Consider the following 22,802-nt stretch of genomic DNA (forward strand, 5'->3'; position numbering starts at 1 on the left):
CAGTCGGACTACCGGTGGGGCCAATCCATCGGTAGCTTCGTCAGTACCGGGATTCGTTAGTACCCGGATTCGTTAGTACACAACGCCTCGATAACGGCGCACGATAGCCCCATCGGCCAGCTTGTCATCGGCTGGTTTGGGTAGGGCCGTGGATTTCACCGCTGGCGGCGGCGGGGTAAACGCTTCCCTTGCTGACTTACGGGCTTTGCTGCTGCTGAGCGCCCGCAGCCCAGAGGTGACCCAGTCCACATCGTTAAGCGGGTCTGGCCCGACCGGTTGAGCGGAGACGGCAGACTCCTCGGGGGAGGCTTTGGGGCTGGCCAGCGATAGCCCAGGCAGTACGCCCTCGCTGGGGATTGGCCTAGGGAGCTTGCCCTGGCTGATCTGTGCCGACTGGGTGGTGCCCAGCTGGCGGCGGATGTTGAGCAGCACTGTTAACAGGGACTTTTCGTTTAAAAAGGGATAGTCGAGGCTGGTGAGAATACGTTTGACATTCTCGGTGGCGCTGCTCATCAGGGTATCGCGCTCGAAGCCGCTGAGAAAGTCCGTGGCTCCCTGCTGCTTGGCCCAGCGCCGTTCCGTGTCAGAGACGTGGAGCTGACGGCAGCGGGTGAGAAAAATCTGCATCTTCGGAAACGCGTTGCGACACCAGCGGCAGAATTCATAGGGGTTTAGCTCGGCGGCTTCGGCATCTAGCACGATGACGTCGGGCAATGTCAGGCCGGCTTCGGCGATTTGGCTGATGCAGTTAGCCAGATCGTCCTTGGCTGGTTCAAGAATGACGGCTAGTTTCTGTGATTTGAGCAGCGCCTGCCACATCAGCCCTTGCAGACGGTTGGATTGAACAATAAAAGCCAGCTTCTGCGGTGCATCCACGGTGTATAGAGTCCTTTTTATATATAGTGCGTCCAAAGAGTCAGGGGCCGGACCTGAGCGGTCCTGGGCTAGGAGCGGAGAAGCCAATTCAGCAACAGGCTCACACCGCCTAGCTGCATCGCGTGATAGCCTACAAGGCCTGGGCCTGAGACCTGGTCCAGAGAGGGGAACTCACCGGAGATTGGGTTCACAACGCCTGCCAGGGGCACTTCGCTGGGGCTTTTACGGTTGCACCCTGGAGGCTTCAGCCCAAACGACGTTTGGTGGCGTAATTCAGGAATAATTTTCTAAATGTAAGTGGGTTTTGTCGCCCAAAAAAGACAAACGCGCTACACAAATGAAAAAACTATGGGGAATATCGCTCGCTTAGCCCTAAATACGGGCTATTCTGCTAGTCCGTGGGTGAGCTCAGGACGGGGTTGGACCATGCTGTCGTCGGAAGCCAAGATTGCCCTGCTGATCGACGCCGACAATGCCCCAGCGGCAAAAATTGAGGCGATTCTAGCGGAGATTGCCCAGTACGGCGTCGCCAATATTCGTCGCGCCTATGGCAACTGGAAAAACCCGGCCCTTCGGCCCTGGGAAGACAACCTCCACGAATTTGCCATTCGGCCTGTGCAGCAGTTTGATCTCACCAAGGGCAAAAATGCTACCGACGCCGCGCTGATTATTGACGCTATGGATTTGCTTTACACCCGCAACCTGGACGCCTTTGCCATTGTGACCAGCGATTGCGACTTTACGCCTCTGGTGATGCGGATTTTGACCGATGGGCTCAAGGTCTATGGGTTTGGCGAAAAGAAGACGCCCAAGCCCTTTGTCTACGCCTGCTCGACGTTTCTCTATCTCGAAAATTTAGGCCAGGATGCGGATCTGGCTCAGGCTAAAACCGTTGAAAGTGTCAAGAAGACCACCAAGGAACTGCGCCAGGACGCCAAACTCGTCAGTCTGCTGCGCCGCGCCGTGACCACAGCCCAAGACGACGATGGCTGGTCGAACCTGGCCGTGGTGGGCGTCCATGTCTCTAACCAGGCCTCCTTCGACCCGCGCAACTATGGCTACGCCAAGCTCAGTACGCTGGTGGAGGCTACTGACCTGTTCGAGATGCAGCGCCGCCCAACGGGGATCTATGTAAAGGACAAGCGCGAGGCAAAGGGCAGCAAGGTTTAGGGCATCGCTACAATGGTGCCGATGCAGGGGGTGCTATGACGGGACCAATGACACAGGCCAGGCGCATTCTCAAGACCCGTGTGGATGCGACCAGCTACGAGGATGCCTGCGATCGCATTCAAACCTGGGTCGAGACCGGGCGCTGGGGCTACGTGGTGGCGGCCAACGTGCACGTGGTGATGACCGCCTACTGGGATGCCCACTACCAGCGCATTCTCGAGGCGGCAGCCCTGGTCACCTCTGATGGCATGCCGCTGGTGATGGGGCTGCGGCTGTTGGGCATACCCGGCCAAAGCCGGGTCTATGGGCCAGATTTGATGCTGGCCTGGTGCGATCGCGCCGCTCAGCTGGGCATGCCCATCTACCTCTACGGCGGCACCGAGGCCATGCTGGCACAGATGGCTGTCTACCTCAGGGAGCGCTTTTCTGGCCTGCCCATTGCCGGAACCCATGCCCCTCCCTTCCGTGCGCTCACCCCTGCCGAAGCCGCCGCCGATATCGAGCGCATCAATCAGTCGGGGGCGCGGGTAGTGTTTGTGGGCCTGGGCTGCCCCAAGCAGGAGCAGTGGATGCACCGCCACCAGGGGCAGGTGCAGGCCGTGATGGTGGGGGTGGGGGCGGCCTTTAGCTTTTTTAGCGGCGACGTGGCCCAGGCTCCCCGCTGGATGATGCGGCTGGGGCTGGAGTGGCTCTACCGCTTTGCCCAGGAGCCCGGTCGCCTGTGGCGGCGCTACTTGATTAACAACCCGGCCTTTGTGCTGCTGTTTGGGGCGCAGCTCCTCAAGCATCGGCTATGGGGAAGGCGGAATCGGGAACAGAGCTCAGGGTTTGACGTTTAAGGGTTGTTTGCACCCTTGCCTCTGGCACCTTCAACCTTAAACCCATCCCAATGATGGTTTCTCAGCACAATTGCGGAATACTAGGGGCAACGTGATCCCCTGCCTCTGCCCCCTGCTATGGCCCCTGCTATGGATTGTCACCGTGCTGTACCCGCCGCGATGCATCAGCGGCCCCGCCATCGCCAAGATATTCGCGCCCCCCGGCGGCTGAGACTACAGCTACGCGACGCATTTAGCAGCTCGGGGCGGCGGGGGTTGCTGCTGCTGGCCAGCGACATTTTGGCCCTGGGGCTGTCGTGGCACATTGCGCGATCGCTCAATCAGTTCTTTTCACCGATTCCGCCCCAGCTGGTGTGGTGGACCTGGCTGGGGCTGCCCAGTCCGTTTTGGGTGCTGGTGGGGTGCAGCGTGGGGCTATTTGCCTACGGCGGCCTCTACGACACTCAGCCCCAGGGGCAGCGACACCTGCGGGCGGGCAAGCTGCTGAGCCTGGTCTACCTGGGATCGCTGGTGGCAATGTACTTCTACGATCCCAAGCTGGACCTGCCGCGATCGCTGTTTTTCTCGGCCTGGCTCAGCGGGGTAGCCCTGGTGGTGGGGCTGCGCCTGGTGGCCACGCTGCTGCTGCGCCCCCTGAACCCGACCCAGACACCAGCCTCGGTATTTTTGATTGCGCCTGCGCCCCGCCTCAAGCGTCTGGCCGATGTGCTGGCCCAGCGGGCCAGGGTGCCGGTGATTGGGGCGGCGCTGGCCACCACCGCCAACTCGGCCACCACCTACCAGGCTATTTTGGCCTCGGGCGCAACCCTGGTGCTGGCCGAGAGCATTCCCTCGGCGGATTTGGCCTCGGAGCTGTACTGGAAGCTGCGGCGGGCGGGCATTGCCATGCAGCTGATTCCCACCAGCCGCGACATGCTCTACCGCCGGGGTACCCCCGAAACCGTAGCGGGCCTGCCCACCCTGCGCCTTGATGCGCCTGTGATGGGCGGCTGGGACTACCGCCTGAAACGCTGGCTGGACTACCTGGGTGCTGGTATCGGCATTGTGGCGCTGGGGCCGATGCTGCTGGGCATTGCCCTGGCCATTCGGCTCGACTCGGCGGGGCCAATTTTCTTTCGCCAGGAGCGGGTGGGGCTGCACGGCAAGCGCTTTCAGGTGTGGAAGTTTCGCACCATGGTGGCTGATGCCCCCCGACTCCAGGCCAGGCTGGAGCAGCACAACGAGTCGGCGGACGGGGTGTTATTTAAAGTCAAGCACGACCCCCGCATTACCCGGGTGGGTCGTCTGCTGCGCCGCACCAGCCTGGACGAACTGCCCCAGCTGTTCAACGTGCTCTGTGGCCAGATGAGCCTGGTGGGACCGCGTCCGCTGCCCGTACGCGACGTGGCTCGCTTTGACGGCTGGCACAACATTCGCCACCAGGTGCTGCCGGGGGTGACCGGGCTGTGGCAGATTTCGGGCCGCTCCGACATCGATACCTTTGACGATGTAGCCCGGCTCGACCTGCACTACATCGACAACTGGTCTCTCAACCTGGATTTAGAAATTCTCACCGCCACCCTGGGCATTGTGCTGTGGGGCAAGGGGGCCTATTGACCGCCAATTCTTCCCCAACTCCGGCAACCCCAGGGCCAGAGCATCTGCCAGAGCATGGCGCCGGGCGGGGAGCGAACTTTTGGGGTCGGGGGTTTGCCCACGCGCCGAGCTGGCTGGCGGGAGGGTTGGTGCTGGTGGTGTTTAGCTGGCTGCCCTTGAGCTACTACCGCATGGTAGGTTGGGCCTGGATTTTGCTCTGGCAGCTGGGGGCGGTGGCGCTGCTGGTGGGGCTGTGGCGGCAGCTGCGACAGGCCCTACCAGTCTCCGAGTCCGCCCAGGTAGAGGAGGTTGGCTCTGGAGTGACCGCCCCTAGAAGGGCCTTCTACGGGTTGGGCCACGGACTGGATTGGGTGGCGCTGGCGCTGGGACTGGGGCTGGGACTGGCGGTGCTGGTGTCGCCGTTTCCCCGCGTGGCGCTGTGGAATAGCAGCCTGGTTGTGACCTGTGGTGCGGTGCTGTACCTCTATCGCAACCTGGTTGATACGCCTTGGGCGCGGCCGGGGTTGACTCGTCTGCATCTGTGGTGGGGTCTGCTGGTGGTGGCCCTGGGCACAGCGGTGGTCAGCCTGGGGCTGTGGCGACCCGATGGGGCCATGTGGGCCTCAGAAAATTTTTTAACCGCCCTGCGCAACCACCAGCCCCTGGGTCATCACAACTTTGTGGGGGGCTACTTCACTCTGATGGTGCCCCTGGCGGTGGCCGCCGCGATCGCCGCCAGGGGCTGGATGCGGCGGGTGTGGATCGCGACCACCGGGCTGCTGTTGGCGGCCCTGTACGTCAGCGGGTCGCGGGGGGCAGTCCTGGGCCTGGTGGTCTGGCTGGGGGTGACCTGGATCAGCCGCCTGGGCCGGGTGAAGCCCGCTCACCGCTGGCGCTGGGGCCTGGCGGGGTTGGGCGGGGCCGTGGCGCTGAGCCTCGTCCTGGCCAGCAACCCCCGGATTCGGGCCTGGTTTAGCACGGGTGGCCTGACCGATGGCCCCACCCTCGATCGCTGGTTTATGCTGCGTCTGGGGGGCAACATTCTGCGCGATCGCCCCCTATTTGGGGTCGGCCCTGGGGTGATGAGTCGGGTGTCAAACCTCTATCGCCCAATTGAAGCTGGGGCCGGACTCGACCACATTCAGCAGCTGCACAATACCCCAGTGCAGGTTGCCGCAGAACTGGGCCTGGTGGGGCTGGGAACGGTTTTGGTGGGGCTGGGGCTGCTGCTGCGCCTGGGCCTGCGCCTGGGGCAACAGCCGCTGGAGCCCACCGATCGCGCCCTGCTGGGGGGGATTGGCGGCAGCCTGCTGGCCTACGGGGTCTCTGGCCTGACCGACTATCAGCTGGAAAACATTCCCATTGCTGGGGCTCTGCTGGGGCTGGTGGTGCTGCTGCTGGGGCTGGGCGATCGCTACCTGCCTGGGGCTCAACCCGTGGGAGCAGCGGCCAGGCGGCGCGGCTCCCTGGCGATCGCCCTCTGGCTGGGGCTGCTGCTGACGATCTGGCTGCCTTTTACGCTCACAGTGGCCTACGGAGCCCTGGCCGATCGCGCCTTTTACAGTCAGCAGCTCAACCTGGCCGACACCCGCTGGTACAAGGCCTACCGGCTGAGTCCGTGGGATCCGACCGCCTCGGCGGTGGCCACCGAGGCGCTGTGGGGCCTGGACCAGGTGCTGGGCGACTCGGAGGCCCAGGAAAACGTGCGATCGCTCCTGCTCGACTACGCCCAGCAGACCCAGCAGGCGGCTCCCAACGATGGCTGGTTCAACCACAACCTGGCGGTCCTGCGCCAGACCACCGATCCCGCCACCGCCTTGGTCTATGCCGCCCGCGCCGTACAGTTGATGCCCCGCCACCACCACTACGGCTACTGGCTGCTGGGGGATTTGCTGCTGCGGGTAGGTGCGCCGGAGCAGGCGATCGCAGCCTTTACCCTGGAGGCCCTGGTCAACCCGGCGGCCCTGACCTATCCCCACTGGCAGGAGGCTCCTTACCAGGCTATTTACCCCGCTGTGGCGCAGGCCACCCTGGCGGAGTACGACACCCTGCTGGCGGAGGTCGTCCCCCCTAGCCCTGGCCACAGCACCCTCTACGAGACCCGGGCCCTGCTTGCCTGGTGGACGGCCCAGGCGGAGTTCGAGGCCGACCTCAACCTGCTGCGTCCGGTGGCGGCGGGGGTGCTGCTGGCCGATGCCGACCCCGCCGCCGCCCTGGAGTCGGTGGCCCACGACCTGAGTCTGGGGCACCAGACCCCCGAACTGCGGCTGCTGGCCGCCTGGCTCGACCCCGAGACCTACCCCGCCCCAGCTCGACCCCAGGATGCTCCGCCCGATCTCGATACCCTGCTAATCGAGGAGAGCCTGGCCGTGCGACCGCTGCGGCTGTGGCTGAGATCCATTGTCACCAACCCCGACGAGGGCTACCGGGGGGCGCTAACCTTTGCCTACCGCAACTACCAGGCCAAGCAAATTACCCTGATGCTGACGCCGCAAAACCTCCAGCGCTATACCCTGGTGGCCAAGCTGAATCTGTTCCCGGCCTGGCCGAGGGAATTTCCGGCCCTCGATCGCCGCCTTGAGGCCCTGCGCAGTCAGGCGCTGGGGCTGCCCCACCCCACTCGCCACGGTTTTCGCCTCTCAGACTTAGAGCCTGTCGTCAATCTGGATTTGTCCACCCCTTAATTCCCTGCCGCTATGACTGAGGATGTCCATCTACCCAAACCCAAATCCGCCACCCAGGACCCCAGCGATGGGTCTTTGCTGGCCCTGGTGGCCGCGGCGCTGTACGTGATTTTTACCCTGCTGCCCGGCAGCAGCACCCTGATGCTGTCGTGGCCCTGGGTGTTTTTGTGGCAGGTGGGTCTGACGCTGCCCATCCTCTGGCTGCTGTGGCAGCTGTGGCATCGGCCCGTGGAGCGGTTGGGCCACGGCTTTGACGGGGTGGCGCTGCTGGCGATCGCGGGGTTGCTCATCTCCACCCTGGGGGCCGAGTTTCCGGCCCAGGCGCGCTGGTACGGCTGGGCGGCGGTGGGGGCGATCGCGGCTCTCTACGCCCTGGCGGGCTGGCTGCGTCAGCCCCAGCGCCTCCACACGCTGCTACGGTTTCAGGGGTACATTGCCCTGGCGTTTATTGGGCTCAGCCTGGGGCTCTGGCTGACGCAGATCTACTGGCCCGAGCTGGCTCGGCTGGAGGAGCTGCGGCGCTACGGCATCGATCAGTCCTTTAGCTTTGCGCTGACTAGCCTGCGCAACTGGCAGCCCATCGGTCACCAGAACTATGGGGCGGGTTACCTGGTGCTGGTGTTGCCCCTGCTGGCGGCGCTGGCCTGGGTAGAGCGGGGCTGGCACCGCTGGCTGTGGCTGGGGGGCCTGGGCCTGGGGCTGCTCAACCTCTATACCACTAGCTCCCGCGGCGGCTGGCTGGCGCTGATGGTCACTGGTTTCCTCGCCATCGGCATTGCTCTGTTTTACAGTCGGTTGCCCCGACCCGTAGCCCTGGCCCTGAGCGGTACGGCCCTGGGCGTGCTGGTGCTGGGCCTGGTGGCCAACCCGCGCCTGAAGGCGGTCTTGACCAGTCTGAGCCAGGGCAATTTTGCTGGGGGAGAGCTGTCTTACCGGGTGGTGACCAACGCGGTGGGCTGGCGCATGGGCCTCAGTCGGCCCTTTGCGGGGGTGGGACCGGGCAGCGTGCCTCTGGTGTACCAGCGCTACCGCCCCCACTGGGCCGGACGCGATGCCGAACTGCAATTTCAGCTCCACAGCACCCCGGCCCAGCTCTGGGGAGAGTTTGGCCTCTGGGGAATAGTCGTGCCCCTGGCGCTGGTGCTGGTGCTGGGGGTGCTGACGGTACGGTGGATGCGCCGCGGTGCCCAGGACACCCCAGCCGGTCTGCCGCCCGTGCTGGTCTGGAGCCTGCTGGCGGGGCTGTTTGCCTTTGGGCTGATGGGCCTGACCGACTACCAGCTCGACATCCCCGCGATCGCAGGGGTGCTCACCCTCTACCTGGCGGTACTCGCCCGCAGCTTCCGCCCCGTCGCCACCCCCGAGGCCAGGGCCGAATCGCCGCGACGCCACCGCTGGCTGGCCGGGGCTGGCCTCGGCCTGACCCTGGCGTTCACCCTCTGGCTGGTGCCCACCCATCGCGCCTGGAGCACCGCCAGCAGCGGCTTCTCGGCCCTGACCGACCAGCCCGCCGACTTCGATCGCTTTGCCAACCAGGTGGCCCAGGCCCACGCGCTGGCCCCCTGGGAGCCCTACTATCCCTACCAGCTGGGCTACCACCTGGGCGAGTTTGCGCTGCAGTCCAGCGACGACCCGGCCCTGCGTCAGACTCTGCTCACTGATGCGATCGCCTGGTTCGAGACCGGCAACCAGATCCTGCCCTACCAGGAGTTTGGCCAGTCTAACCTGGGCTGGCTCCAGCTCGAGAACGACCAGCCAGCCGAGGCTCAGGCTTCCTTTGCCCAGGCGATCGCCCTGGTGCCCGCCAAACGGGGCGTGTTTTTTGGCCTGGGGGTGGCCTGCCTGCAAACCGGCAATCTGGACTGTGCCACCGAAGCTCTGGCCCTCGAAAGTCTGCGCCATCCCGCCCTGCTGACCAGTCCGTTGTGGCAGAGGCCCCCCTTTGTGGACCTGGCCCCGACGGTCTTCGATCGGCTGGAGGAGCGCTACGGTGAACTGATCTCCCAGGCTGACGATCCTGAGTTTGAGCAATTTTTGCGTCAGGCTCGCGGCAGTCTGCGCTGGTGGCGCGGCGACCTGGCTGCGGCCGCTGAGGACTGGCCATCCGAGGACGACCTGAGGCAGGGGGTGCTGGATCTGGCTGTTGGCCAAACCGTCGATGCCACCGCCTGGACCGAAACTCCCGCTAAGTACGCGGTTTTGGCCTGGCAAACCCCCGAACAGCGCCAGGAACTGTTGCAACGGGCCTGGGTAACCCAGCCGGAGGATATTGACGACCTGACCCAGGCGCTGCCGCCGCCCCAGGTGATCGACCAGTTGGCCGCCAGTATGGAGGCCGCCAGTGACTTTACCGACTGGCTCCAGCGCACCGCTCCCAGCTGGCAACCCCGCAGCGAACGGCTGGGGTTTGGCATCCTGAGCCGCCACATCGATGGCCCCAACCCGTCGGACTTTTTGCCCCGGGTTGAGAATATTCCCGTTATGCAGTTCTTTGAGCCGCTGTTTCCGTCGCCGATCTTTTACCCGGCTTTGGATAATGCCCTGGAGCCGTACCAGGCCAGGCTGCGATCGCAGCAGTAGCGGGGCTACAGTGACATAGTCATGCAAAATCTGCTGTAGCCCAAGCAAGATTCGGCGTTGCTGAATCGAGTAATGAATCTGTAAACTTGACCCCCTTTCATCGCCCCCTTCAGTCCCCCCAATTTTGGGGGACTTTGAGATTTCGACTCCCCCCAGAATGGGGGGCTGGGGGGGGCATATCATACCTGCATTCAGCAACGCCCAAGATTCGTTATTAAGTGTCGTCGTGGGCGTAGCGGTGGTAGAGGAAGTCGAGGGCCTCGTTGCGCAGTTCGTAGAATTTCGGGTCTTCCATCATCCGGGCGCGATCGCGGGGGCGTGCAAAGGGCACCAGCATGATTTCGCCAATCTTGGCGGCGGGGCCGTTGGTCATCATCACGACGCGATCGCTTAAAAACAGCGCCTCGTCGATGTCGTGGGTGATCATCAGCACCGTAATCTGATGATCGCGCCAGATGGTCAGCAGCTCCTCCTGGAGTTCTTCCCGGGTGATTGGGTCGAGCGCCCCAAAGGGTTCATCGAGAATCAGCACCTGGGGACGCAGGGCCAGGGCGCGGGCAATGCAGACCCGCTGCTTCATGCCGCCGGAGAGGGCAGAGGGCTTCTTGTTGGCCACATCGGCCAGGCCCACCATCTCCAGGTGCTCCATCACGATGCGTTTTTTGATCGCCTCCGATTTGTTCGGAAACACCGAGTTGACGCCCAGGTAGATATTCTCGTAGGCGGTCAGCCAGGGCAGCAGCGAATAGTTTTGAAACACCACCATGCGATCGGGGCCAGGCTCGCGGATGGTCTGGGTTTGCAGGCGCACCTCCCCCTCGGTGGGCTGGCGGAATCCGGCCACCATGTCCAGCAGGGTCGATTTGCCGCAGCCCGAGTGGCCGATGACGCAGACGAATTCGCCTTCATTTACCGCCAGATCGATGCCGTCGAGCACGACAAAATTGCCGTTGGGGGTGGGGTAGACCTTCGAGAGGTTGTCGATTACCAGGAAGGGTTCCTGGGTCTGGAGGTGGTTGGTGGATTGGGTGGGAGTATTTAGCACTTGCATGGTCTTGGGTGATGAATGAGGTGTGCGAGCGGATGGGCAAAACCCGGGAAGCAACCGGGTTGCTATGGGTTACAGGATACTCACGGCATCCATAGGCACTTCTTCAATGCGCAGGTCGCGTTTGATCGCAAACTGATCCAGGTACCTCAGCGGCTCGTCGGGGTCAAACTCAATGCCGTCGAAGAGGTGGCTGCGGCGGCGATCGCGGCCAATGTCCAGCAGCCCCAGCTCGCGGGCGGCCTGGCCAAAAATATCGGCCCGCTTCACTCGCTCGGCCACCTCCAGCCAGTTGCGGGGGAAGGGGGTAATGCCCCAGCGGGCCATCTGGGTCATCATCCACACCGCCTCCGACACATCGGGGTAGTTGGCCTTGCCGGTAAAGAAGGTGATGTAGTTAAGGACCTGGTCGGGCTCGCTGCCGTCGCCCCGGTTGTAGGGATCGACAAAGCCCTGGCGAATCAGGGTCTCATCGGCTCCCACGTACTCGGGCTGGGCCAACAGCTCGGCAATTTCTTCGCGGTTACGGCGGTCGTCACAGTACTCACAGGCCTCCAGCAGGGCCTTGACCAGGGCCACGTGGGTTTTAGGATACTGGTTGGCCCAGGCTTCGGTAACGCCGAGAACTTTCTCAATGTGGCCGGGCCAGATGTCGTTGTCGGTGGCCATCACCACCCCCAGCCCCTCGGCCACGGCCCGAGCATTCCAGGGTTCGCCCACGCAGTAGCCGTCGATTGCACCGGATTTCAGGGTCGAGACCATCTGGGCCGGGGGAATCACCGTCAGGCTGACGTCGCGATCGGGGTCGATGCCGCCGGAGGCCAGCCAGTAGCGCAGCAGCAGGTTGTGCATGGAGGTGGGGTGCACCGCCGCCAGGGTATGCACCTGGTCGGGCCGGCGATCGATCGCCGCCTTGAAGTCGCCCAGGGAGCGCATCCCGGCATCCACCAGGCGCTTGCTAAAGGTGATGGCGTTGCCGTTGCGACTGAGGGTGAGGGCGCTCACCATTGGCCTGGGGCGCTGGTTGCCATAGCCCAGGGTCATGCCCAGGGGCATACCGGCCACCATCATGGCGGCATCGAGGCGGCCCGTGGCTACCCCATCGGCGATCGCATTCCAGCTCGGCTCCCGGTTCAGGGTGACATTGGTGAGGCCGTGGGCCTCAAACAGGCCCTTCTCCTTGGCCACCACCAGGGGCGCACAGTCCACCAGGGGAATAAAGCCCAGCTCCAGGTTGACCTTCTCCAGGCCGTTGGCGGCCACCGCCACCGTGGGCTTGGCCCGGTGCAGCTTGGCCCGCTTTTGCTGGTTGAGAAAGTAGACAATTTCGTTGCGCAGGCTGTAGTAGTTGGGGTGCTTCACCACCTCCATGCGCTCCCGGGGCCGGGGGAAGGGCACATCGACGATCTGGCCCACGTGGGCCTCGGGGCCGTTGGTCATCAGCACGATGCGATCGCTGAGTAGCAGCGCCTCATCCACATCGTGGGTGACCATCACGCAGGTGACTTCGTTTTCCTGGCAGATCTGCATCAGCTGTTCCTGCAAACCGCCCCGGGTCAGCGCGTCCAGCGCCCCAAAGGGCTCGTCCAGCAGCAGCAGCTTGGGGCGAATGGCCAGGGCGCGAGCGATCGCCACCCGCTGTTTCATGCCGCCGGAGATCTCGCCGGGGCGCTTGTGGGCGGCCTTTTGCAGCCCCACCATCTCAATGTGGTGGTCGATCATGCGATCGCGCACCGGCTGGGGGTGCTTTTTCATCACCCGGTTTACCGCCAGGGCAATGTTTTCGCGCACCGTCAGCCAGGGCAGCAGGGAGTAGTTCTGAAACACCACCATGCGATCGGGGCCGGGTTCGGTCACCTGCCGCCCCTCCAGCACAATGCCCCCCGCGCTGGGCTGATCCAGCCCCGAGAGAATGTTGAGCAGGGTCGATTTACCGCAGCCCGAGTGACCCACCAGGGAGACAAACTCCCCTTTGTGAATTTGCAGGTCGATATTTTTCAGGGCAATGTATTCGCCCCCGGCGGGGAGCTTAAAGACGCGATCGACGTGGTCAACTTCGACAAAGACAGCCATGGTGCAACAGGAGATAGGGTGCAGGCGAACAGAAATTTTGGATTGGCAATTTTGGATGGGTGAGGAGCCGTAGGGTGCATCCGCACAGCGAGGCATCGCTAGGTAATGTTTGACGAATGCATTTCGATGAGAAGAGGGTAGGGTGGGCACCGCCCACCACTCACCTCTGGCAGAATCACAGGTTTTGGCCGACGCACCCAGGCAAGATTGATTGCAGGTAGCGCGGCGGAATGGTGGGCAGTGCCCACCCTCCGGTTTTCCGGCTCCCCTCTCCCCCAGGGAGAGGGGCTGGGGGTGAGGGCGCTACTGCTTTTGTTCTTCGGGCAGTACCAGGCTGCCGATGAACACAATCAGGCGATCGAGCAGCAGACCGACAATGCCCACGTAGACGATGGCAATGATGATGTCGCTGATGCGGGAGCTGTTCCAGGCATCCCAGATGAAGAAGCCAATGCCCACGCCGCCAATCAGCATCTCCGCCGCTACGATCGCCAGCCAGGAGAGGCCAATGCCAATCCGCAGACCGGTAAAGATATAGGGCACCGTCGCCGGAAACAAAATCTTAAAGAAGTACTGGATCTTCGACAGCCGCAGCACCCGAGCCACGTTGTTGTAGTCCTGGGGAATCTGGCGCACTCCCTCGGTGGTGTTGATGATGATGGGCCAGATAGCCGTAATGAAAATCACGAAAATAGCGGAGGGGTTGGCCTGCTGAAAGGCGGCCAGGGAGATGGGCAGCCAGGCCAGAGGGGGCACCGTCCGCAAAATCTGAAACAGCGGGTCGAGGGCGCTGTACATAATCGAACTGGTGCCGACCAGAATGCCCAGGGCAATTCCCGCGATCGCGGCCAGGCTAAAACCCAGGGCCACCCGCTGCAGACTGCTCCACACCTGCCAGAACAGACCGCGATCGGTGCCGCCGTAGTCAAAGAATGGGTTGACGATCAGCTCCCAGGTATCCTGCACGGTGCGGATTGGGGTGGGTAGGTTGGCGTTTGGCCCCATGGTTAGCAGTTGCCAGATCACCACAAACAGCACAACGGCGATCAGGGGCGGAATCAGCCCTTTCAGCCAGTTCAACGCCTGGCCGCTGAGCTTTTGCAGGTTAAATCGCGATCGCGTCGATCGAATATCGAGGGGTGCGGTCATCGGGAACAGGTCTCCAGAGAGTACAGCGGGCGGACGAATGTTGGCCTGGGGATTTTGGATTTTGGCGAGTCCCAGATCCCCGACCGGGAGAGGTAGGGGTGGGTTTCCGGCCCCCTCGCCCGTAGGGCGAGGGGGATGAGGGCGAGGGGAGTCCTACACCCGCTTGATCGCCAGGCTGTCCAGGTAGGCCTGGTAGTTTTCGGGGTCAAACTGAATGCCGTCGAAGAAGGTTTCAACACCGCGCGACGTGCTGGCGGGAATGGCGTCTTCCTGACCCAGGGCGATCGCTGCCTCGCGCCAGAGGTCTTCGCGGTTGACCTCATCCACCCAGGCGTTGACGTCGGTATCGGCGGGCAGCTTGCCCCAGCGGATGTTCTCCACCAGGAACCACAGGTCGTGGCTCTTGAAGGGGTAGGAGGCGTAGTCGTCCCAGTACTTCTGCTTCAGGTCAGGCAGTTCCTCGACCCGGCCATTGCCGAAGTCAAACTTGCCCTGGGAGCGGTCAATAATGTCGTCGAAGGGCACGTTAAACCAGGCCCGCTGGGAGAGAATGCGGCACATTTCCTCGGTGTTTTCGGGCTGGCTGCACCACATGGCGGCCTCCATAGTGCCCATCAAAAGCGCCTTGGCGGCGTTCGGGTTGGCGTCCACCCAGTCGGCCCGCATACCAAAGGCTTTTTCGGGGTGGTCTTTCCACATTTCGCCCGTGGTCAGGGCGTTGTAGCCAATCTGCTGGTTCACGGTTTGCAGGGGCCAGGGCTCACCCACGCAGAAGGCATCCATATTGCCCACCTTGACGTTGGCCACCATCTGGGGCGGCGGCACCACAATGGTGTCGATGTCCTGGTCGGGGTCGATGCCGCCCGCCGCCAGCCAGTAACGAATCCATAGGTCGTGGGTACCGCCGGGGAAGGTCATCGCCGCCTTCAGCTCGCTGCCCGCGGACTTGCGCTGGGCAAAGATGGGCTGGAGGGGAGAACTATCGAGGCCGATGTTGGCATCGAGGTAGTCGTTGGAGAGGGAAATCCCCTGGCCGTTGACGTTGAGGCGGGCCAGGATGTACATGGGCACCTCGCGGCCATCGGTGACAATGCCCTTGGAGATCAGGTAGGGCATGGGGGTGAGAATGTGGGCCCCGTCGATGCCACCGCCACCGGAACCCAGCACCAGGTTGTCGCGGGTGGTGCCCCAGGAGGCCTGTTTTTCCACCGACACGTCAGTCATGCCGTACTTGTCGTAGAAGCCTTTGACCTTGGCGATGATCAGCGGCGCAGAGTCGGTCAGGGCAATGAAACCCAGCTTGGCGGTCGGGGTTTCGGGGGCATCTTCGGGACCGAGCGCCACCTCGGGGGAGTTGTCTGTAGCCGCTGGATTCGAGCCCCCCTGACTGCAGGCGTGAAGCAGTACAGTACCAGCAGCGGCGGTGCCAGCGTTGATCAAAAATTTACGGCGATTTAGTCGAGTCATGTTGCACTCACTCCAGGGTTATGCAAAGCGGTAAAAACAAAAAGTGATCAGGGTATCGGCTGACCGCCGTTGGGCCAATCTCTGTGCCGAGTCCACAGAAGGTTGGAGATTCACTCAATTGTTTGTTCTGACACCGACAGCTTTTGGATTTCTATAAAACCAGAAACTGCCCAGCTAAAATGTGGCAACGTTGGCAGAACAAATGGAATTTAAGCGATCAATTGGTCGGCTTTGGTTTAAGACAGGCATTTGAGCATTACCACTCCCGGCGCATCACTGAACCAAGAGACAGTTTTTTTAAGGGCTCTTCACCCTGTCGGCGAAGTAAAGTCTGAATTTTACAAAACCACAGCCCCGCAATTTTTTACTGAATTCTACTTGCGAACCGCCGCGACAAAGTCAACATTTCTGTGCTTCTGTATTGCGGCATTTGAGGTTAAGTTATTCAAACTCAGCCAGGGGTTTTGTATTTTTAGTTACGCTTTGCAATTAGCCATCCATTTATCGCATGAGCAAGATGTAGGATTTGCATAATTGACCCCAAAACCCCGATTCTCCGCGACCGCGGTAGCCCCAGAGCAGCAAAAGTAAGCCCCGATCGCGGCGACGGGAGCCACGACCGGGGCAACAGTGGGTTGGGTGGGCCTGGGAAAAGTGCCCAACTAGAGCCGACTCACCCGGATTGGTCACAAAGCAGCAATGGGCGACCGCCCCTGGCCTAAATTTGGCCTCCACCTGAAGCGCCCCCCAGGCAGCGGATTGCGTCCTGTCCAGGAATGGGGCCGGGGCTACAAAAGCTTGTTGGCCATCCCGATCAGCCCGGCCATCTGGCCCAGGTCGACCTCGCCGGAGAGCACTTTTTGCAGCAGCCCGCCGCCTTTGGCATTCGATCCTTTGACCAAAAACTGAGCGATCAGCGGAGTAACGCTTCTGACCATTGCTGGATCGGCCCCGACCCGCTGGGCGATCGCGGTGATTTGCTCGTTGGCCAGCAGTCGCTCCACCGCCCCTGTGGCTGCCACCGTTTGCAGCGTCGTCATCAGCGACCCCGGATTGTTCCGTCCTTTGGCCTGCAGCACGCCCTGGAGGCCACTGGCGATGCCGCCAATCTTGTTGTTCTCCACTGGGGCATTGTTGAGACTGCCCAAAATTGAACCCATCAGACCGCCGCTAGCTTCAGTATCGTTGGCGGCGATCGCCTGGTTGAGCACACCCATCAAATCCATCTGCTCAGTCCTCCGTCAAATGTTCCTGTCCCCTGTCTCGAATAGGCTAAGCCCTTTCCCCCCGGGCGGCAAGTCCACTGGGGAACATCTTCGGGCGCCATACTCGGACGCTATGCCAGGGGTCGATCCAGATCGAGCAGGCTGAGCTGGTGAATGGTGGGGTCTGTGGCCTGGGGTTTGGGGCGGCGGCGGCGCGATCGCGGTGGCGCAATGGCGACGTGGGCCACAAACCAGGTCCGCAGGGCCGCCGCCTCTTCTGGCCCCAGGTCGCTCAGCGGCAGCGCCGCCGGAAACAGATCGTTCCCAGGGGCTGCGGCCCAGCCCACCTCGCCGCCGTAGAGATCGGTGCCAAAGGGAGTCAGGTCTGAGGGCATCGGGGCCAAAAACGGCAGCAGGTTGCTGGCGTGAAGGAACTGGCCCCGCTGGGCTTCGAGTTGTTTGACCCGGCGCTGGCGGGCGGCTTTGTAGTTGAGAATGGGGGCCGGGTAGCCGGAGAGGGTGGGTGGGCGGCCCAGCTGGCTGGCGGGCACATCGGCCAACTCCGGCACCCAGCGCTTGATGAACTCCCCCTCCGGATCGCAGCGATCGACAGCCACCTGGCCAGGGTTGTAGATGCGGGTCCAGGTCTTGTCCACGCAGTGGGTAACCCCCGACTGCATGGCCCACTGGTAGTGGTCGATGGGGCAGTCACCGTCGATCAGGTGGCGCATGAAGTGCAGCGCTCCGTAGCGCCAGTCAATGCCGCCCAAATTGCTCAAAAAGCTAGCGTAGATGGCGCGGGTGCGAAAGTTTAGCGCCAGGTAGCCGCCCGTGGCCTGGAGGCAGCGCGCGGCGGCATCCACAATCGGGAAGCCGGTTTGCCCGGACTGCCAGGCCTGGTAGAGGTCGGCGTCAAAGCTCCAGCCTCCATAGTCGCCCCCACCGTCGCCCTCGTCAAAGGTACGGTAGAGCGATCGCAGCTCCAGCTGAGGCAGATAGCGAAACCGCTGGGCAAATCCGCTGCCCCAGCGCAGCCGCGAAATTAGCTGCTGGTGGCTGCGGCGCAGGCGGCTGTCGCCCCAGTCGGGAGCCTGACGAACGGTCTGCACGCACTCCCGCACCGAGATTACGCCGAACTTGATGTGGGGACTGAGGCCCGTGGTGGCTTCGGCGCTGGGGTAGGAGAGCTGCCAGTAGTAGCGATCGGCCTTGGCGGCCAGGAAGTCCTGCAGTAGGGTGCGGGCGGCGGCGGTACTGGCCGGGGGCAGCGGCTTGCCGTCGGCCTGGTGGCCCAGGCTGCCCAGGTCCGGCAGGGGCTCGGTGGGGAGATCCGGCGGAACCAGGACCTGGGTCGGCGTGGGCACCAGGGGCTGTCCCATTTCGCGGTACCAGATCTCGCGGTAGTCGGGGTAGGGGACCAGGGGGTCAACGCTGGCGGCCGGTTCAAACCAGCGAATCTTCAGGTTTTGCTCAGCCAGAGCCCGGTTGAGGCGGGCATCGCGCACCCGCCCGTAGATGCGCTCCACATCGGTGTGGGCATAGATGCCGTCGGCCCCGGTCGCGCGCAGCAGCTCGGGCAGCACCTGCACGGGGTCCCCCGATCGCAGGATCAGCCGTCCCCCCAGCCCCCTCAAGTCCGCATTCAGGGCGTGCAGGGCCGCCAGCAAAAAGGCCACCCGCGCCGACCCGGTTTCGGGGTGGTGCAGCAGGGCGCGATCGAACACAAACACGGGCACCACCAGCCCCCGCCGGGCCGCCCGCAGCAGCGGCTCGTGGTCAGACACCCGCAGGTCGCGACGAAACCAGACGATGGTTGTGTTCATGGCGGTGGCAGCAGGGCGATCGCGGTCAGGATGGCGTGGCTGGGTAGAGCCTGAAAGCAGGGGGGCGATCGCCCTTTTCAAACCGTAACAAAAAAATATGACCCCAGCCGCTTGCTGAATAGTATTTCTGTACTATACTTGTACTCGCAAGCTACTCCTGCGCTCTGCACCGTCCGCTGCCGTTGCTCTCCAGCGCTTCCCTCCGGGGGGCGATAACCGAGCCGACGGCAGGCATCGTCCCTCTGGCCTAAACACTATAGCTACCTGTCTCTGGTGCCTGGGGCATCGGTGGCCGGTGGCGCTTGAAAAGGTGTATGTCTTCCAGCTGGCCACCCACCCCTGGAGAAACTGGCCGGGTGGGGTTCAGGTTTTTGCCCCTGGTCGCTAATTCCGGCAGAGTTGGGAGCCCCCTGTTTCCATTCCCCAACAGTAGACAGCAAAGGTCAACGCCATGGCTCAACAATCCTCGTATCCGGTTTCGTCCCACTATCGCCCCCAGGTACCCCAAACTGGGCCGTCGGCGCCGTCTCAGGCAGCTGGCCAGGGCAATGCCCACCGCTCGTCCCAGCGGTCCTACCCGGGGCAGCAGACTCAGCGATCCGCTCACCCCTGGAGCGAAGGTCAAGCGGGACCCCAACCCTACGGCACCGCCCCAACGCGGATGAGCGGTCGGGCGATCTACGGCCAGGCGGGTCGCCATCAACCCCGTCAGGTGCTGGTGGCGGGCGGGTCGGTACTGGCCCTGGCGGCGCTGCTGATCACCCCCAACCTGAACCAGGAAACCGCCCAGGAGGTTGAGCCCTTTACCTGCCTTCGCCAGGAACAGCCCCAGGCCCTGGTGTCTCGCGACCAGGTCAAAAAGCTTTTAGAAACCGATCTACAGGCCTCCAAGGCCACGGTGCAGGAGTTCCTCAAGGCTCCCTACTGCGTGCTGTCGCCCGGAAAAACCGAGGCCGGGCTGCCCGCAGACCGCGAGGCCTACCCCCTGGAGTTTGACCCCCAAACCTGGCTGGTGGTGCTCTACGACGGCGATCGCTACGTCGGCTACGACTTTAGATTTCGCTAGTACTCTGCGGCGCAAGTTGGCCAACCATGCCTGACCCCTGGCACCCGGCACCCAACACCCACAGCAAGGGTGTTGTATTTCTGCCCGCCAACACCAGTTGGCCTAACCCAGGTCGGGGCCTGGAGCCCTTTTAGGGCGTGTCAACAATTGTGGCTAAACGACGGGCTAGGGGCTGTAACCCTTAATTTTTGATTGTTCAGCAGCTAATTGATGACCGCCCCCAGCAAACCGGCGGCGGTGCTTGTCTCGTCCTCAACGTTCTTTGCTAAAGTGGCAGGACAAATTGGCTAAGTGCTCTGGCTTAGCTTGCTACGGTGGTGCAACGGTGTTGAAACCCAAGCTGCAGCTGAAAAGACCTCCACTGCCCCTCGTGGTGGTGGCGACCCTGCTGTTTATGACCGGCGGCGTGCTGACGTTTTGGCTCACCGCCCGGCGAGGACAGCTGGCCAGAACCCTGCCTGCGGGAGCCAACGCCATTCCCGCCGACGCGCTGATGGTGGTGGCTCTCTCCAGCGATGAGGCCCAGTGGCGACGGCTGCGCCAGTTTGGCACCGAGGCCACCCAGGCTCAGTTCGATCAGCTTTTGGGGCAGTGGCGCGATCGCCTGCTGAGCCAGCACAACCTTACCTTTGCCCGCGATATTCAGCCCTGGGTAGGCCCAGAGATTACCCTGGCGGTGCTGCCCGATACAACGGCTCCCGCCGACCTGCCCCCCTCGCTGCCGGCCCCTGAACTGGCCCTTGGCGCCAACGTGGTGGTGGTGGTGCCGATCGCCGATGCCAATCGGGCTCAGAACGACCTGGGCGATCGCCTGGGTCAGGCCGAGCAGGTCGAAGATGCCCCCTACCGGGGGGTGAATCTACAACAGCTGGAAGGCGAAGCCGAGACACCCCTCTACGCCGCCGTGCTGAGTGCTGAAACGGCGGTGCTCAGCCCTCAGCTACCCCTGCTCAAGCGGGCGATCGATGCCTATCGCGGCGGCGACTCCCTGGTTGATCGGCCTGGGGTGAGCAGAGCCTTTGAGCAGATTACCGAAACCCGGCCGCTGGTCCGCTTCTATGTCGATGTTCCGGCCCTGGCCCAAACCATCGCCCAGGGGGCCGATCCGCCCATTGCCCCCAACCGTCTGCGGGCGTTTCAGGCCCCCCGGGGGCTGGTGGGCACCATCGCAGTCAAAAACCGTGGGGTGGCGCTGCAGGGCGTGAGCTGGCTGGAGCCGGGGTCGCAGACTTTTGCCACCGGCAACCCGGCCGGGCAGATGCCCCAGCGCCTGCCCACTGGTGCGCTGCTGGCCGTCTCTGGGGGAAATTTTCAGCAGTTTTGGGAGGACTTTCAGGCGGGCAATCAGCTCTCAGCGCTGCTGCCGCTGCAGGCCGAAGACATGGCCCTGGGGTTTCAGTCGGCCACCGGCCTCAGGCTGGATGAGAACCTGCTGCCCTGGATGGCGGGAGAATTTGCCCTGGGGGTGCTGACACCACCCGATGCCGCCACGGACAATACTGACGCTGCCACTGCGCCCCCCCTGCCCAACCCAGCCCTGGTGCTGATGGTCAAAGCCAGCGATCGCGAGGCCGCCACGGCCACCTTTGATCAGCTCAACGCCGTGATGGAAAGCCGCTACCGATTCACGGTGGAAGAGGCGGATCTGGGGGGCGTGCCCGTCACCCGCTGGACGTCTCCCTTTGACTCCCTGGTCATGGCCCACGGCTGGCTGGAGGGCGACATTGCCTTTTTCACCATCGGTCAGGGCATAGCGGAGCTGATCACACCATCGCCCGCTCGCCGCCTGGCTGAAAACAATCTGTTCCAGGCCTCCACCGGGGAAGCCCCGCGCCCCAACAACGGCCATTTCTTTGCCAACCTGGAGGCGCTGAGCGCCGTCGAAAACAACCTGCTGCTGCCGCCGCTGCCCCAGGAGGGGTTGCTCGGGTCTGAGGCGATCGAGGCGGTTGGGGTGACGGCAACGGTCCTCAGCGATCGCCAGGTGCGCTACGACATGATGGCCATTCTTCGGCGGGGCGGTCGCCCTGGGCCGCTGCCCCCCGCCGATGCGCCCCCCGCCGAAGCGGCCTCCCCGGTACCGGAGCCCGAGGCTGAAGCACCCCCCGAGAACCAGCCGGAGTAGCCAGCAGAGCCCAACGTCCGAGTCACCACCCAAGCCACCCGCCGAGCCCCACCCAATTTCAGACCAGAAAAGTCGGTAGTATAGGAGGTAATTCGTCTTCCCATCCTCTTTTTACGACCTATGGATTTGATTGCGCTCCAGGGCTGGCTTGACAACACATCCTTTGCGGTGCTGTTTATCGCCATGCTGCTGTACTGGTGCGGGGTTGCCTTTCCCCGCGCGACGCTGCTGCCAGCGCTGGGCACTGGGGCTGTCGCTGCGGGCAACCTCACCATCGCCGCACTGCTGGTCGCCCGCTGGATCGAGGGGGGATACTTCCCCATGAGCAATCTCTACGAGTCGCTGTTTGCCCTGGCCTGGGGGATTACCGCCATGCACCTGGTGGCCGAGCGCATGAGCCGCAGTTCGCTAGTGGGGGCTGTCACCGCACCCATCGCCATGGCGATTACGGCCTTTGCCACCCTGTCGCTGCCGGGCACCATGCAGGGCTCAGAGCCCCTGGTTCCCGCGCTCAAATCCAACTGGCTAATGATGCATGTCAGCGTCATGCTGCTCAGCTACGCGGCGCTGCTGGTGGGGGCGCTGCTGGCGATCGCGTTTCTACTCGTCACCCGCGGCCAGGCGGTGGAGCTGAAGGGCAGCTCTGTGGGCACGGGCGGGTTTCGCAACGTAAAACTCCACCGGGCCGCAGCTGAAGCCGCCCCCACCGGCGAGCTGGCCCAGCCCCTGGCGGCCTCCGCTGGCGGGGCCGCCGTGCTCGAAAAAGCCCCGGCGGCTACCGTGGTGCTCTCGCCCCAGCGACTGACTCTAGCCGATACCCTCGACAACATCAGCTACCGCATGATTGGCCTGGGCTTCCCGCTGCTGACCATCGGCATTATCGCCGGGGCGGTGTGGGCCAACGAAGCGTGGGGCTCCTACTGGAGCTGGGACCCCAAAGAAACCTGGGCGCTGATTACCTGGCTGGTGTTCGCCGCCTACCTGCACGCCCGCATTACTAAAGGCTGGCAGGGGCGTCGTCCGGCGATCTTAGCCGCCGCTGGATTTGTGGTGGTGTGGGTGTGCTACCTGGGCGTCAATATTTTGGGCAAGGGCTTACACAGCTACGGCTGGTTTTTCTAA

Annotated in this window: 15 protein-coding genes; 8 read left to right on the top strand and 7 right to left on the bottom strand. The window is 63.2% G+C overall.

Annotated elements, in window-relative coordinates; all coding sequences use genetic code 11:
* Window positions 1-72: 72 nt before the first annotated feature.
* Entirely contained in the window at window positions 73-876 is an 804-nt protein-coding gene (locus tag NF78_RS19700; protein WP_035991055.1) for a response regulator, read from the bottom strand.
* A 426-nt stretch (window positions 877-1,302) separates the two neighbouring features.
* On the opposite strand from NF78_RS19700, the gene NF78_RS19705 reads away from it, so the two are divergent.
* The 5 genes from NF78_RS19705 (at window position 1,303) to NF78_RS19725 (ending at window position 9,724) form a co-directional block, all read left to right on the top strand.
* Window positions 1,303-2,046, top strand: a complete 744-nt coding sequence (locus tag NF78_RS19705) for an NYN domain-containing protein (protein ID WP_035991057.1) — start codon at window positions 1,303-1,305, stop codon at window positions 2,044-2,046.
* A gap of 47 nt (window positions 2,047-2,093) precedes the next feature.
* On the top strand, window positions 2,094-2,885 hold the full coding sequence (locus tag NF78_RS19710; protein WP_225885380.1) for a WecB/TagA/CpsF family glycosyltransferase: 792 nt from the start codon (window positions 2,094-2,096) through the stop codon (window positions 2,883-2,885).
* 129 nt (window positions 2,886-3,014) lie between these two features.
* Window positions 3,015-4,481 (top strand): sugar transferase, encoded by a 1,467-nt coding sequence (locus tag NF78_RS19715; protein WP_156119888.1) that lies wholly within the window; start codon window positions 3,015-3,017, stop codon window positions 4,479-4,481.
* Window positions 4,478-7,144: an O-antigen ligase family protein gene (locus NF78_RS19720; RefSeq protein WP_156119889.1), complete on the top strand. Its 2,667-nt coding sequence runs from the start codon at window positions 4,478-4,480 to the stop codon at window positions 7,142-7,144. The genes NF78_RS19715 and NF78_RS19720 overlap by 4 nt, the downstream gene beginning before the upstream one ends.
* A gap of 12 nt (window positions 7,145-7,156) precedes the next feature.
* Window positions 7,157-9,724, top strand: coding sequence for an O-antigen ligase family protein (locus tag NF78_RS19725; protein ID WP_072016197.1), 2,568 nt, complete (start codon window positions 7,157-7,159; stop codon window positions 9,722-9,724).
* Between the two features lie 214 nt (window positions 9,725-9,938).
* On the opposite strand, the gene NF78_RS19730 is transcribed toward NF78_RS19725, so the two are convergent.
* The 6 genes from NF78_RS19730 to NF78_RS19755 all read right to left on the bottom strand — a co-directional run bounded on the left by NF78_RS19730 (window position 9,939) and on the right by NF78_RS19755 (window position 18,489).
* Window positions 9,939-10,775 carry an ABC transporter ATP-binding protein gene (locus NF78_RS19730; RefSeq protein WP_035991064.1) on the bottom strand — a complete coding sequence of 279 codons (837 nt, stop codon included), beginning with the start codon at window positions 10,773-10,775 and terminating at the stop codon, window positions 9,939-9,941.
* A 69-nt stretch (window positions 10,776-10,844) separates the two neighbouring features.
* The gene (locus NF78_RS19735) at window positions 10,845-12,845 is read right to left on the bottom strand and encodes a nitrate ABC transporter ATP-binding protein (RefSeq protein WP_035991066.1); all 2,001 of its coding nucleotides are present in this window, start codon (window positions 12,843-12,845) and stop codon (window positions 10,845-10,847) included.
* A 303-nt stretch (window positions 12,846-13,148) separates the two neighbouring features.
* Window positions 13,149-13,994 (bottom strand): nitrate ABC transporter permease, encoded by an 846-nt coding sequence (gene ntrB / locus NF78_RS19740; protein ID WP_052050766.1) that lies wholly within the window; start codon window positions 13,992-13,994, stop codon window positions 13,149-13,151.
* Between the two features lie 153 nt (window positions 13,995-14,147).
* Window positions 14,148-15,461 carry a CmpA/NrtA family ABC transporter substrate-binding protein gene (locus NF78_RS19745; RefSeq protein ID WP_035991068.1) on the bottom strand — a complete coding sequence of 438 codons (1,314 nt, stop codon included), beginning with the start codon at window positions 15,459-15,461 and terminating at the stop codon, window positions 14,148-14,150.
* A gap of 788 nt (window positions 15,462-16,249) precedes the next feature.
* Entirely contained in the window at window positions 16,250-16,687 is a 438-nt protein-coding gene (locus NF78_RS19750; protein WP_035991070.1) for a hypothetical protein, read from the bottom strand.
* Between the two features lie 110 nt (window positions 16,688-16,797).
* Window positions 16,798-18,489, bottom strand: coding sequence for an FAD-binding domain-containing protein (locus tag NF78_RS19755; RefSeq protein WP_035991071.1), 1,692 nt, complete (start codon window positions 18,487-18,489; stop codon window positions 16,798-16,800).
* Window positions 18,490-18,940: 451 nt separating this feature from the next.
* Here NF78_RS19755 and NF78_RS31365 point away from each other — a divergent pair, with 451 nt between their 5' ends.
* The 3 genes from NF78_RS31365 to ccsB all read left to right on the top strand — a co-directional run bounded on the left by NF78_RS31365 (window position 18,941) and on the right by ccsB (window position 22,802).
* Window positions 18,941-19,555 carry a hypothetical protein gene (locus tag NF78_RS31365; RefSeq protein ID WP_156119890.1) on the top strand — a complete coding sequence of 205 codons (615 nt, stop codon included), beginning with the start codon at window positions 18,941-18,943 and terminating at the stop codon, window positions 19,553-19,555.
* 325 nt (window positions 19,556-19,880) lie between these two features.
* The gene (locus NF78_RS19765; protein ID WP_156119891.1) at window positions 19,881-21,680 is read left to right on the top strand and encodes a DUF3352 domain-containing protein; all 1,800 of its coding nucleotides are present in this window, start codon (window positions 19,881-19,883) and stop codon (window positions 21,678-21,680) included.
* A gap of 120 nt (window positions 21,681-21,800) precedes the next feature.
* Window positions 21,801-22,802, top strand: a complete 1,002-nt coding sequence (ccsB, locus tag NF78_RS19770; protein WP_035991073.1) for a c-type cytochrome biogenesis protein CcsB — start codon at window positions 21,801-21,803, stop codon at window positions 22,800-22,802.

Origin of the sequence: Leptolyngbya sp. KIOST-1 (assembly GCF_000763385.1) — a bacterium.
GTDB lineage: Bacteria > Cyanobacteriota > Cyanobacteriia > Phormidesmidales > Phormidesmidaceae > Nodosilinea.